The following is a 12633-nucleotide window of genomic DNA, read 5'->3' as shown; positions in this document are numbered from 1 at the left end:
CCCCGCCGAGACCGGGGACGGCGCCGCGATCACCATCGAGCGGCGGACCGTCTCGGCCGAGCCCGTCGCGCCGTTCCCGCACGAGCCGTCCCTGCGGGCCGAGCCGCTGGCGGACGCCGCCGAGGTGTACGGCGCGCTCGTCACCGGGGTCCGCGACTACGTGCGCAAGAACGGGTTCCGGTCGGTGATCCTCGGGCTGTCCGGCGGGGTCGACTCGGCGCTCGTCGCCACGATCGCCGCCGACGCCATCGGGCCCGATCGCGTGCACACCGTGCTGATGCCGTCGCGGTACTCCAGCGACCACTCCATCAGCGACGCCGAGGAGCTGGTGAAGCGGCAGGGGCTGCACAGCAGGATCGTCCCGATCAAGGATCTGGTGCTCGCCTACGAGCGGGAGGTCGAGCTGACCGGGCTGGCCGCCGAGAACCTCCAGGCCCGCATCCGCGGCAACCTGCTGATGGGGCTGTCCAACCAGCACGGCCATCTGGTGCTGACCACCGGCAACAAGTCGGAGCTGGCCGTCGGCTACTCGACCCTGTACGGCGACTCCGCCGGCGGGTACGGGCCGATCAAGGACCTGACCAAGACCCTCGTCTGGGAGCTGTGCCGCTGGCGCAACGCCCAGACCGGGGCCGGCCCGTTCCTGGCCGAGCTCGGCCCCGAGCCGATCCCGTCGAACATCATCACCAAGGCGCCCAGCGCCGAGCTCCGTCCCGACCAGAAGGACAGCGACTCGCTCCCCGAGTACGACGTCCTGGACGCCCTGCTCGACGACTACGTCGAACGCGACCTCGGCCGCGACGCCCTGATCACCGCCGGCCACGACCCCGCCCTGGTCGAACGGGTCATCCGCCTGGTCGACGGCGCCGAATACAAGCGCCGCCAGTACCCCCCAGGCCCCAAGATCACCGGCAAGAACTTCGGCCGCGACCGCCGCCTCCCCATCACCTCCCGCTGGCGCGAAGGCAGTTGATCACGAAGGCCGGGAATCTCCGGCCCTGGGCGCTACGATCCTCTCCATGAACTTCCCACCGCCCGGCGGCCCGCCAGGGCCCCACCAGCCGCTCCCCCACGAGCTGCCGGGCGGCATCCCCGGCGGGGTGCCGCCGCAGCCAGGGCTCTGGGTCCCCCAGCAGGGCCCGTCCGGCTACCTGCCGCCGAACTACGGTCCGCCCGGCTGGGGCCCGCCCCAGCCCGCCCTGCCGCCACTGCCCGTCGCGAGCCGCGGCAAGCGGCTGCTCGCGCGGATCATCGACGTCCTCGTCCAGCTCTTGGTGCTGGCGCTCCTGGTCGCGCCCGTGGTGATCCTCGTGGTCAGCAAGAAGGACGAAGGCGGGATCCCCGACCGGTGGGAACCGCTGATCGTCATCTACGTGCTCGTGGCGTTCCTCATCACCGAGTTCGGCCTGGAGGCCGTCCAGCTCGCCTCCAGCGGGCGAACCCTCGGCAAACGCGCGCTCGGCCTCCGCGTCGCCTGCGCCTTCGAGCCGCAGCTCCGGCTCCCCCGCAACAAGGCCCTCACCCGGGCCGCCATCTACCCGCTCGGCTTCTGGCTCGCCGGCCTCGTCCCGTTCGCCTCACTGATCGGCCTGCTGAACATCCTCTTCCCGCTGTGGGACAAGCCCTACCGCCAGACGCTCCACGACAAGATGGCCAAGACCGTGGTCCTGGAAGAACGTCCCCCTCACCCTCGTCGACCCCCGCAACCCCTACTCCTGAGGCCGCGCCGGGCCGGGATCAGGGCTCGGGGAGGCGGGGGACGGGGAAGGAGTCGGTGTGGTGCATCTGGCCGGGCCACTCCTCGGAGACGAGGGTGGCGTCGGGGTCGACGCCGGGGATGGGGAGTTCGCACCAGACGACCTTGCCGAGGGCCGTGCGGCGGGTGCCCCAGCGGCGGGCGTACTCCGAGACGACCAGCAGGCCGCGGCCGCCCTCGTCGTCGTCGGCGGCACGGCGCAGCCGCGGCAGGGCCGCTGAACGGTCCATGACCTCGATGACCAGGCCGCGTTCCAGGAGCAGCCGCAGCTCCAGGGTGCCGGGGCTGTAACGCAGGGCGTTGGTGACCAGCTCGCTGACCAGCAGCTCGGTGGTGTAGCTGAGATCCTCCAGACCCCAGTGGTCGAGCTGGGTGCGGACCAGGCCGCGGGCGCGGCGGACGGCCGCCGGGTCGTTCGGGAGCGTCCAGGACTCGCGGGTGTCCTCCGGCAGCCGGCGCAGCCGGGCGATCAGCAGCGCGATGTCGTCGCGATGGTGGTCGTCGTAGACGCCCGCCAGGCACTCCTTGGCGAGATCCTCCATGGGACGTTCGAGGGCGCTCGCGTCGAAGATCCCCGACAGCCGGGCGAGGCCGTCGTCGATGTCGCGGCCACGGGACTCGACCAGGCCGTCGGTGTAGATCACGAACATGCTGCCGTCCTCGACGGCGAACTCACGGCTCTCGATCGGGTCGCCGCCGCCGATGCCCAGCGGCGGGGCGGCGGGCAGCTCCAGATACTCGGTGGTTCCGTCGGCGCGCAGCAGCAGCGGCGGCAGATGGCCCGCCGAAGCGATCTCCAGGCTGCCGGTGGTGGCGTCGTAGACCCCGTAGACGCAGGTCGCGAAGTGCGGTTCCTGCTCCCCCAGCTCCAGCATCAGCTCGTGCAGGATGTGCAGGGCGTCGGCGGGCGGGTAGTCGAGGTTGGCGAGGGTGTGCAGCGCGGTGCGCAGCCGTCCCATGGTGACGGCCGCCTTGACGCCGTGCCCCGCGACGTCCCCGACGATCAGCGCGACCCGGCCGCCCGGCAGGGCGATCGACTCGTACCAGTCGCCGCCGACCTCGACCAGCTTGCTGCCGGGCAGGTACCGGTGACGGACCTCGACGGAGGTCGGGTGGGTGAGCCGGTTCGGCAGCAGGCTGCGCTGGAGGGTGAGGGCGGTGGCCCGTTCCCGGCTGAACCGGCGGGCGTTGTCGATCACGATGGCGGCGCGGGCGGCGAACTCCATCCCGATCTCGACGTCGTAGGCGTCGAAGCGGCGGAACCCGGCGGTGCGGGTGCAGGCCATCAGCCCGAGCAGGGTGCCGCCGGCGATCAGCGGCAGCAGCACCATCGAGACGTCGTCGAGCAGGTCCTTGACGGGCTGGCGGCGCCAGGAGTCGGCGATCTGCTGGGCGGCGGCGGAGTCCATGTGGCGCAGATGGATCGGCTCGGCCTTGTCCAGGCACTCCCGGTAGGGCGTGTTCGGCGGGTAGACCAGCACCTCGCCGGTCGGGAAGGTGGCCGCCCAGTCCATGTCGTGGTTGTCGGTCGCCAGGGCCAGCCGGCGCAGCACGGCCGAGCCGGACGCCCCGCCGGGGGTCTCGTCGGCGGCGACCAGCGATTCCAGCACGACGATCGCGGCGACGTTGCAGTAGTGCGGGACGACCACGTCGGCCAGGGCGCGGGCGCACTGGTCGAGGTCGAGGTTGGAGCCGAAGCGGGTCAGCGGGTCGTCGAACAGGGCGCGGCGGACGCGTCCGGGATCCTGGAACCGTTCGGCGGACGACAGCGCGATCCGGATGTGGACGAGCGCGGCGAGCCCCGCCCCCACCATCGGCTGGACGGTGACGACCGCGTCGCCGCCGGGGCCGTTGATCTTCCAGACCTCGGTGCGCTCGTGCCCCTGGGCCACGGCCTCCAGGACCTTGTCGAGCCGGACGTCGCCGTCGACGAGCAGATCACCCAGAGGGGTGCCCAGCAGAGCGTCAGGCTCCTTGCCGACCACTCCGGCGGCGTTCTGGCCGGACTGGACGATGATCCCCGCACCGTCGATGCCGAGGACCAGGGTCCTGGACGCCGAGTCGGGGGTGGACGCATTGGCCTTGCGCGCCATCGCGGTTCTCACGTGTGCCGCTCCTGACAGCCGGTCCGCCTTCCATCTCCTCGGTCAAGTATGGAGTACGGAAGCCTTTCGTGCGCCGGTTACTTTCGTAACCGGGTCACCTGGGGGCAAGACCGGACAGGAGGGTGTCGACCATTTTCTCCACCCAATCGCCGCCATGACGACTTTTCGCCCCCGGTGACCTGCCCGGGAACGTCAGGGCGCCGATGAACAGCAGCCGGGTGCTGTCGGCGTCGATATCCGGCCGGATCTCGCCGCTGGCGACTCCCCTGGCGAGGATCTTAAGGAAGATCTCTTTCCGGGGTGCGAGCACCTGGATTTCGAACTGTTTGAGGATTTCGGGGTGTTTCTCCGCGCCGCCCATCACGTTCCACAGGCACCTGGAGTACCGGTCCTCACGGTGCTCCGCCGCGGCCTTCCCGAAGATGATCAGATCCTCGCGGACCGACCGTCCGGGCAGTTCCGGCAGGGGCGACTTGAGGGTCGCCAGCGCGTCGACGATCAGGGCCTCTTTGTTGGGCCAGCGCCGGTAGATGGTGGTTTTGCCGACGGCGGCGCGGGCGGCGACGGCCTCGATCGACACGCCGGCCACCCCGGGCTCCTCCGCGAGGAGATCCAGGGTGGCCTCGATGATGGCCCGTTCGGCCCGCTCGGAACGGGGACGTCCGGGACGCCTCAGGACGGGGTCTGCGCTCATTTGCCGTTCACGTTCTCACACCTTCGCGGGCGCGCGCCGCTCGGGGGCGGCCGGGTTCGCGTTAGCGGGCTTTCCCGGCATCCACTTCAGGGTGGCGGCGGCGCCGATCAGGGCGACCGCGACCGAGATCCACGCGGCCACGTGCATCCCGCCGATGAAGGCGTCGAACGCGGGCTGCACCAGATCGTTCGCGCCGGTGGAGTTCGCGCCGCCGGAGTGCGCGATCGCCAGGGTGGCCTCCAGGGACTCCCCCGCCTTGTCCTGCAGCGGCGCGGGCAGCGAGGACAGCGGTCCCGCCATGTCCTCCTTGTAGACCGAGGAGACGACCGAGCCGAGGATCGCGACGCCCATCGCGACGGCGACCTGCCGCGCGGTGTTGCTGAGCGCCGAACCGGCCCCCGCCTTCTCCTGCGGCAGCGCCGACATCATCGACACCGTCGCCGGCGGCATCACGTTGGCCATGCCCGCGCCCTGCAGGAAGAACGCGACCGCCAGCACCCAGAGCGGCGTGCTCTCGGTGAAGAACGGCCAGAACCCGAGGGCGACGGCCACGGTCAGCATCCCGACGGCCGACACGCGCTTGGCGCCGAACCTGGTCACCATCGCGGCGCTGCGCGGCGAGAACACGAGCTGGGCGACCGCGAACGGCAGCATCATCGCCCCGGCCTGGAACGGCGACAGGTCGCGGACCGACTGGAGGTAGAAGGAGCTGAAGAAGAACAGGCCGGACGCGGCGAAGAACGTCAGGGTGATGGAGCCGACGGCGGCCGACAGGCGCGGGTCGCGGAAGAGCTTGACCTCCAGCGCCGGGTGGTCGATCCGCCCCTCGTACCAGGCGAACAGGGCCAGGACGGCGACCCCGGCGAAGATCGGCCCGAGCACGGACGGCTCGGTCCACGAGCCCTTCTGCCCGCCCTCGATGATCCCGTAGGACAGGACGACCAGGCCGATGATCGACAGCACCACGCCGACCGGGTCGAGCCTGCCGGGGCTGGGGTTCTTGGACTCGGGCACCAGGACGGCGATCCCGATCAGGCCGGCGATGACGATCGGCACGTTGATCAGGAAGACCGAGCCCCACCAGAAGTGGTCGAGCAGCAGACCGCCGGTGATCGGGCCGATCGCGACGGCCAGGCCGACGGCGCCGGCCCAGATGCCGATGGCCCTGGCGCGCTCCTGCGCGGGGAACACGTTGCTGATGATCGACAGGGTCTGCGGCATCAGCGCCGCGCCGCCCAGGCCCATCAGTGCCCGCGCCCAGATGAGCTGGTCGGGGGTCTGGGCGTAGGCGGAGGCCAGCGAGGCGATCCCGAAGATCAGCATCCCGGCCATGATGGTCAGCTTGCGGCCGTAGCGGTCGCCGAGCACGCCGAACGTGAACAGCAGCCCGGCGAAGACCAGGGTGTAGGAGTTGATGGCCCACTGGAGCTGGCCCTGGGTGGCGCCGAGCCCCTGCTGGGGGTCGGCGATGGTCTTGACCGCGACGTTGAGGACCGTGTTGTCCAGAACGACGACGAGCAGGCTCACCACCAGGACGCCGAGGATGGCCCAGCGCCGGGGGTGGCCGGTGGATGGCGTCGTTGCCACGCGCTCCCCTTAGATCGATGCTTCGAATACGAGACGGTTCCGTATCGCTCATCCGAAGGTACCGCCGTCGAGTTCCGATACGCAACCGTCGCGTTTCGATTTGGGGTGTGGTCTCCGTTACATCACGGAATCCCCGGTCTTCCCCTTCCGTTCCTCTAGTGGCACCATTCGAGGAGTCCGGGTACGCCATGAGGGCGATTCGAGACTTTGCTTGGAGGAACAATGTCTTCAGCAGGAACGGTTTCAGCAGGATCGGTTTCAGCAGGTAAGGCTTCGCAGGACCGGTCGACCGCTCTCTACGGCGGCCAGGGCACGAAGCGCATCACGGTCCGGGACATCGCGGCGGCCAAGGCCAACGGCGAGAAGTGGCCGATGCTCACCGCCTACGACGCGCTCACCGCGCGGATCTTCGACGAGGCCGGCATCCCCGTGCTGCTCGTCGGCGACTCCGCCGCGATGGTCGTCTACGGCTACGACTCCACCATCCCCGTCACGGTCGACGACCTGATCCCGCTCACCGCCGCCGTCGTGCGCGGTTCGAAGCGCGCGATGGTCGTCGCCGACCTTCCGTTCGGCTCCTACCAGGCCTCCGCCGAGCAGGCGCTGGCCACCGCCACCCGCTTCCTCAAGGAGACCGGCGCGCACGCCGTCAAGCTGGAGGGCGGCCGCCGGGTCCTCCCCCAGGCCGAGGCGATGATCGCGGCCGGGATCCCGGTGATGGGCCACCTCGGTCTCACCCCGCAGTCGGTGAACGTCTTCGGCGGCTACCGGGTGCAGGGCCGCGGCGAGTCCGGCGAGCAGCTCCTCCAGGACGCCAAGGCCCTCGAAGCGGCCGGCGCCTTCGCCGTCGTCCTGGAGTGCGTCCCCGAGGACCTCGCCGAGCGGGTCACCACCTCGCTGTCCATCCCGACCATCGGGATCGGCGCGGGCCCCGTCACCGACGCCCAGGTGCTGGTCTGGCAGGACATGGCCGGGCTCGTCCCGCACACCGCCAAGTTCGTCAAGAAGTACGCCCAGGTCGGCGACGTGCTCAGCGAAGCGGCCCGCTCGTTCGCCGAAGAGGTCGTCGGAGGCGTGTTCCCCGCCCCCGAGCACGCCTACCACTGATCACCGGTCGTCTGATTCCCGACCGCCTGACTCCTGGTCGTCCGGGCACAGATCGCCGCCCAGCGGCTTCCCGTCCGGGTCGGTGACGACCACGACGAGGCGGTCGCCGGAGCGCAGTTCACGGCAGGACGGGTCGCTGTAAGGGCGCAGCGAGCCGTCCCTGACCAGTGCCAGAGCAGGATCGGCCGCCTCATGGATGGGGTGGCCGATCTCCTGCGGGCGCACCGGCCGCTCCACGAGGTCGAGCCTGCCGCCGTCGACGATCAGATCCTCCATCACCTCACTGATGTGCGGCTCGTTCGCCGCGACGCCCAGCAGGCGTCCGGCGGCCTCCGACGAGGTCACCACGTGGTCGGCGCCGCTCTGCCGCAGCAGCGGCGCGTTCTCCGCCTCGCGGACCGCGACCTGGATCCCGGCCCTGCCGTTGAGCTCCCGCGCCGTCAGCACCGTCAGGACGGCCGCGTCGTCCCTGCCGACCGCCACGATGACCTCCTTGGCGGCCTGGACGTGGGCCTTGCGGAGCACGCCGGAGCGGGTGGCGTCGCCGATGACCGTCACCAGGCCCTCGTGGGCGGCCTCGTGGCCCATCGCACGGTTGGTGTCGACGACCACGATCTGGTCCTTCGGCACCCCCGAGTCCCGCAGCGACTCCACCGCGCTGCGCCCCTTGGTCCCGTAACCGACCACCACGTAGTGCTCGCGCACGTGTTTCTCCCAGCGGTTGCGCCGAAACTCCTCGCGCGCGCTCTCCGCCAGGACCGCCAGGGTGGTGCCCACCAGGATCATGATGAAGAGGATGCGCGCCGGAGTGATCAGGATGATGTTGACCAGCCGGGCCGTGTCGCTGACGGGGACGATGTCGCCGTACCCGATCGTCGACATGGTGACGGTCGCGTAGTAGACGCAGGAGAGCAGGTCCATCGGCCGGCCCGAGGAGTCCTTGTACCCGTCCTTGCCGAGCCAGACCAGAACACCGACGATCAGCAGCAGCAGCAACGCCACGCCGAGGCGGCGCATCACACGGGTGCCGGGACCGACCTCGACGGACGGCAGCACGATGCGCGAAGGAGCAACAGGCACACCGCCCCTGTACCCGGACGCCCCCGCCAAGATCATGACGGGGGCGTAAAGAACGGGTAGGGAAGCGGGATCAGATGTCGGTGACGCGGATGCCGGCGTGCGCCTTGTAGCGGCGGTTGATCGAGATCAGGTTCGCGACGAACGCCTCGATCTGGTGGGCGTTGCGGAGCCGCCCACCGAACACGCCGCGGACGCCGGGGATGCGCTCGGCGAGCGCCTGGACGGTGTCGGTGGCCTCGCGGTCCTCGCCCAGCACCAGGACGTCCAGGTTGATCTCGGCGACCTCGGGGTCGAGCAGGACGACCGCCGACACGTGGTTGAACGCGGCGACGACACGGCTGCCGGTCAGGATCGCGGCGGCCTGCTGGGCAGCGCTGCCCTCCTCGACCGGCAGCGCGTAGGCGCCCTGCTTGTCGAAGCCCAGCGGGTTCACGCAGTCCACGACGATCTTGCCGGCGAGTTCGGACTTCAGGGACTCGGCGGTCGCCTTGTGGCCGTCCCACGGCACCGCGATGATCACGATGTCGGACTCGGTGGCGCATCCGGTGTTGTCCAGACCGCGCACCCCTTCGCCGAGCTCGTCGGCGGCGGCCTGGGCGCGCTCGGCGTTCCGCGAACCGATGATCACCTTCTGGCCGGCGAGGGCGAACCGGCGGGCCAGGCCCTTGCCCTGGTCGCCGGTGCCGCCGAGGATGCCGATGGTCAGACCGCTCACGTCAGGGAGATCACTCATCTCCGCATCGTCTCAGGTCCGGCCGAACGCCGTTCCAGCGACCCCGGAATACCGGTCGGAAACGGCCGCGTGTCCCGAACGCGGCGTGCCGGACCGAGAATTCCGTCAGGATGGCCCGCATGGACTCTGGTCAGGTGGCGATCCTGCGAGAACTGCTGTCGTCCACCGATTGGCTCACCGACACCCGGCGGTTCGCGCGCACGCTGCGCCGCTCGGCTCGGGAGGACCTGCTGCTGTTCGGCACCCCCGACGAGGAGCCGTGGCATCTGGCGGCCCACCTCGACGAGGAGGCGCGGTTCGTGCCGCAGCTCCGGCCCACCCTGGTCCGCTGGGACCCGCCGCCCGGCGCGCCCGCCCACCTGTCGATCGCGCTCGGCCGGCTGGCCGGCGCCAGACGCGGCGAGGCGCTGCTGGTCGTCGCCGACGGGCTCGCGCCCGAACCACTGCTCGATCGGGTCGACGACGCCCGCCGCTCCGGCGCCGTCATCCTGGCGCTCGAAGGCGGCGACAAGGACCTGTCCGGACTCGCCCACGAGGCACTGACCGTGAAACCCGGCGGGATCGTCTCCTTCGAGCAGGCCCAGCACCTGGTCAGCGCGGCGGCCGGCGAACCGGCGGAGGCGAAGCCGGGCTTGCGTGATCGGCTCGCCCGGCTCCTCGACACCATCACCGGCCCGCAGACCGGCTGACCGATCCCGCTGATCAGTCCTGCTCTTCCCACTCCTCATTGCGCTCGCGCGCGGTGACGAGGGCGTTCTTCGCCTCCGCCTCCGTCCGGTACGGTCCCATCCGCTCCTTGTCGGGGCAGCCGGGGCCGTGCTCGACCCGCATGTGCTTCAGGCAGAAGTACCACTGTCCATCGTCTTCGCTCATGATCGACCTCCGGTCACATCCTGCCCGGAAAACGGGAACTAAACTCTTCTCCCATGACGACGACGTACCTCACGCCCGGCCGGATCTCGCCCCCTCGCAAGGTTCCGGCGAACATCGTCCGGCCTGAGTACGTCGGGAAGAAGGCCCCCAGGACCGGCGAGCAGGACGTCAAGTCCGCCGAGATCATCGAGGCGATGCGCGTCGCCGGGCGGATCGCCGCCCAGGCACTCGCCGAGGTCGGCCGCGCCGTCCGGCCGGGGATCACGACCGACGAACTCGACCGGATCGGCCACGAGTTCCTGCTGGACCACGGCGCCTACCCGTCCACGCTGGGGTACCGGGGCTATCCGAAGTCGCTGTGCACCTCGCTCAACGAGGTGATCTGTCACGGCATCCCCGACGACACCGTGGTCCGGGACGGCGACATCATCAACATCGACATCACCGCGTTCATCGGCGGGGTGCACGGCGACACCGACGCCACGTTCCTGGCCGGCGACGTCGACGAGGAGTCACGGCTGCTGGTGGAACGGACCCAGGAGGCGATGATGCGCGGGATCAAGGCCGTCCGGCCCGGCCGCGCCATCAACGTGATCGGCCGGGTCATCGAGGCGTACGCCAAGCGGTTCGGCTACGGCGTGGTCCGCGACTTCACCGGCCACGGCATCGGCACCACCTTCCACTCGGGGCTGGTGATCCCGCACTACGACGACCCGCAGGCCACCCGGCTGATCGAGCCCGGCATGACCTTCACCATCGAGCCGATGCTGACGCTCGGCACCCACACCTACGACATGTGGGCCGACGGCTGGACCGTGGTCACCAAGGACCGCAAGCGGACCGCCCAGTTCGAGCACACGATCCTGGTCACCGACACCGGCGCCGAGATCCTCACCCTTCCCTGACACCCGCCCGCCCTGACGCCCGTCCCGGCCGCCGGGCGGCACGTACCCGGCCGTGGCCGTCGTCACGGTCTTGGCGGGGCGGAGCGCGGCGCTACCCGCGCTCCGTCCGGCCGTCGAAGGCGTTGGCAGAGGCGCGGGCTCAGTCGTCGGGCGGGGTGGTGCATCCGCAGTTGGAAGTGCAACTCTCGGTTCCCATCATGCGGCCCACGCTACGTGCGGCCGCGCCGGGCGGGACCTAACCGGACGGCCAGGTGTTCCTGCCAGCACGGCGAGCCCGCCACGACCGGCCGGCCCGGACACGCGTAAAGAATTTCCAAGATCGCTGGTAGTTCCGTTGGGCGCGGCGGGGCGGCGGGAAGACCGGCGGTTGTGAACCTTCGTGTGATGGCCGCGGGCGGCCTGGTGATGGTGCTGGCGGCGGGCTGCGGGGACGCCGGCGGAAGCGGCGGGGCCAAGACCGTGTCGAACGTCGCGGCGACAATCAGCGGGGACACCGCCGCGGCCGTCGCGGCGCTGGAGCAGGCCAACACCGAAGTGGTGGCGAACGTCCTGCCGTCGGTGGTGCAGATCGACACCGACCTCGGCGAGGGTTCCGGCATCGTCTACGACGACAAGGGCCATATCGTCACCAACGCGCACGTCGTCGCGGGGGCTAAGCAGTTCGCGGTACGGCCGTCCAGCGGCGGCAAGGCGCTGAAGGCGACCCTGGTCGGCCAGTTCACGGCCGGTGACCTCGCGGTGGTGCGGGTCGAGCCGGGCGCGCAGCTTCCGCCCGCCAGGTTCGGCGACTCCGCGGCGCTGAAGGTCGGCCAGATGGTGCTGGCGATGGGCTCGCCGCTGGGCCTTTCGGGCAGCGTCACCCAGGGCATCGTCTCGGCGATCGGCCGGACGGTCTCCTCCACCAAGGAGGGCGCGTTCCCCGGGGCGACCATCGCCAGCGCCGTGCAGACCAGCGCCGCGATCAACCCGGGCAACTCGGGCGGCGCGCTGGTCCGGATGACCGGTGAGGTCGTCGGCATCCCGACGCTCGCGGCGGGCACCACCTCGGGCGGCAGGGCCGACGGGATCGGGTTCGCGATCCCCAGCGACACCGTCAAGAACATCGTCCCGCAGCTCATCTCGACCGGGAAGGTCACCAACTCGGGCCGGGCCGCGCTCGGCGCGACCGTCGCCCAGACCTTCGTGGCCGACGGCGACTCGCCCGGTGTGGCGGTCGTCTCGGTCGTCTCCTCGGGCGCGGCGGCACGGGCGGGGATCAAGGACAACGACGTCATCGCCTCGGTGAACGGCGAACCGACCCCGACGACGACGGCGCTCGCGGAGTCCCTGGCCACGCTCAAGCCCGGCCAGACCGTCGAGGTCGAGATCCTGCGCAACGGCCGCAAGCAGAAGGTCCAGGTCACGCTCGGGGAGCTTCCCGGAAGCTGACACGCGACGAGATCGTCCCGATCTTTCGAGAACCCCACCGGCCGCGGCGGCGTCGGTGATAATGCGCAGATTGATCGCATTGAGGGGAATCGTATGTTCGGGGTGGTCAGACCCTGTCGGCACGGGTTGTGCTCGACGTTGTTCAAGGACTGGATGGCGCACCTGTGCGGGATGTGCCTGACGCTGCGGGACGAGCACGGGCAGAAGGCCCGGCTGGTCACCAACTACGACGGGCTGATCGTCTCGGTGCTGACCGAGGCGCAGTCCGCCGAGGTCTCGCCGCGGCGCGGGGCCGGGGCGTGCGCGCTGCGCGGCTTCAAGAAGGCCGACGTGGTGACCGCGCAGGCCGAGGGCGCCCGGCTGGC

At 70.6% G+C, this 12633-nt stretch carries 12 protein-coding genes and 1 pseudogene; 7 read left to right on the top strand and 6 right to left on the bottom strand.

What is annotated here, in order from left to right; translation table 11 throughout:
- Positions 1-973, top strand: a 973-nt coding sequence (nadE, locus tag ACYVE7_RS17985; RefSeq protein ID WP_460365889.1) for an NAD(+) synthase, incomplete at its 5' end; no start/stop codon positions are given.
- Positions 974-1019: 46 nt separating this feature from the next.
- A pseudogene (locus tag ACYVE7_RS17980) lies at positions 1020-1646 on the top strand (RDD family protein); the annotation flags it as partial.
- Positions 1647-1737: 91 nt separating this feature from the next.
- Here ACYVE7_RS17980 and ACYVE7_RS17975 read toward each other — a convergent pair.
- The 3 genes from ACYVE7_RS17975 to ACYVE7_RS17965 form a co-directional block, all read right to left on the bottom strand.
- Entirely contained in the window at positions 1738-3861 is a 2124-nt protein-coding gene (locus ACYVE7_RS17975) for an ATP-binding SpoIIE family protein phosphatase (RefSeq protein ID WP_460365887.1), read from the bottom strand.
- 94 nt (positions 3862-3955) lie between these two features.
- A complete protein-coding gene (locus ACYVE7_RS17970; RefSeq protein WP_460365885.1) occupies positions 3956-4555 on the bottom strand; it encodes a TetR/AcrR family transcriptional regulator in 600 nt (199 codons plus the stop codon).
- A 15-nt stretch (positions 4556-4570) separates the two neighbouring features.
- On the bottom strand, positions 4571-6142 hold the full coding sequence (locus tag ACYVE7_RS17965; protein ID WP_460365883.1) for an MFS transporter: 1572 nt from the start codon (positions 6140-6142) through the stop codon (positions 4571-4573).
- 222 nt (positions 6143-6364) lie between these two features.
- On the opposite strand from ACYVE7_RS17965, the gene panB reads away from it, so the two are divergent.
- The gene (panB, locus tag ACYVE7_RS17960; protein ID WP_460365882.1) at positions 6365-7249 is read left to right on the top strand and encodes a 3-methyl-2-oxobutanoate hydroxymethyltransferase; all 885 of its coding nucleotides are present in this window, start codon (positions 6365-6367) and stop codon (positions 7247-7249) included.
- Here the strand turns inward: panB and ACYVE7_RS17955 are convergent, their stop codons facing one another.
- A complete protein-coding gene (locus ACYVE7_RS17955) occupies positions 7250-8329 on the bottom strand; it encodes a potassium channel family protein (protein ID WP_460365881.1) in 1080 nt (359 codons plus the stop codon).
- 70 nt (positions 8330-8399) lie between these two features.
- On the bottom strand, positions 8400-9062 hold the full coding sequence (gene npdG, locus ACYVE7_RS17950) for an NADPH-dependent F420 reductase (RefSeq protein WP_460365879.1): 663 nt from the start codon (positions 9060-9062) through the stop codon (positions 8400-8402).
- A 119-nt stretch (positions 9063-9181) separates the two neighbouring features.
- On the opposite strand from npdG, the gene ACYVE7_RS17945 reads away from it, so the two are divergent.
- Complete coding sequence (locus tag ACYVE7_RS17945; RefSeq protein WP_460365878.1) at positions 9182-9751, top strand: hypothetical protein; 570 nt, start codon at positions 9182-9184, stop codon at positions 9749-9751.
- A gap of 13 nt (positions 9752-9764) precedes the next feature.
- Here the strand turns inward: ACYVE7_RS17945 and ACYVE7_RS17940 are convergent, their stop codons facing one another.
- Positions 9765-9935, bottom strand: coding sequence for a hypothetical protein (locus ACYVE7_RS17940; RefSeq protein ID WP_460365876.1), 171 nt, complete (start codon positions 9933-9935; stop codon positions 9765-9767).
- 53 nt (positions 9936-9988) lie between these two features.
- Here ACYVE7_RS17940 and map point away from each other — a divergent pair, with 53 nt between their 5' ends.
- The 3 genes from map to ACYVE7_RS17925 all read left to right on the top strand — a co-directional run.
- Positions 9989-10840, top strand: coding sequence for a type I methionyl aminopeptidase (map, locus tag ACYVE7_RS17935; RefSeq protein WP_460365874.1), 852 nt, complete (start codon positions 9989-9991; stop codon positions 10838-10840).
- 384 nt (positions 10841-11224) lie between these two features.
- A complete protein-coding gene (locus tag ACYVE7_RS17930; protein WP_460365873.1) occupies positions 11225-12268 on the top strand; it encodes a S1C family serine protease in 1044 nt (347 codons plus the stop codon).
- Between the two features lie 153 nt (positions 12269-12421).
- On the top strand, positions 12422-12633 hold a 212-nt coding region (locus tag ACYVE7_RS17925), incomplete at its 3' end, for a DUF5685 family protein (RefSeq protein WP_460365872.1).

Source organism: Actinocorallia lasiicapitis (assembly GCF_054778695.1).
Note: the sequence above shows the minus strand (reverse complement) of the source record. Positions and strands in the feature narration are given on the sequence as shown.

Bases quoted from the DNA above. Each gene is read 5' to 3' on its own strand.
- map (WP_460365874.1), top strand. From the start codon at position 9,989: ATGACGACGACGTACCTCACGCCCGGCCGGATCTCGCCCCCTCGCAAG.
- ACYVE7_RS17945 (WP_460365878.1), top strand. From the start codon at position 9,182: ATGGACTCTGGTCAGGTGGCGATCCTGCGAGAACTGCTGTCGTCCACC.
- panB (WP_460365882.1), top strand. From the start codon at position 6,365: ATGTCTTCAGCAGGAACGGTTTCAGCAGGATCGGTTTCAGCAGGTAAG.
- ACYVE7_RS17940 (WP_460365876.1), bottom strand. From the start codon at position 9,935: ATGAGCGAAGACGATGGACAGTGGTACTTCTGCCTGAAGCACATGCGG.
- ACYVE7_RS17930 (WP_460365873.1), top strand. From the start codon at position 11,225: ATGGCCGCGGGCGGCCTGGTGATGGTGCTGGCGGCGGGCTGCGGGGAC.
- npdG (WP_460365879.1), bottom strand. From the start codon at position 9,062: ATGAGTGATCTCCCTGACGTGAGCGGTCTGACCATCGGCATCCTCGGC.
- ACYVE7_RS17970 (WP_460365885.1), bottom strand. From the start codon at position 4,555: ATGAGCGCAGACCCCGTCCTGAGGCGTCCCGGACGTCCCCGTTCCGAG.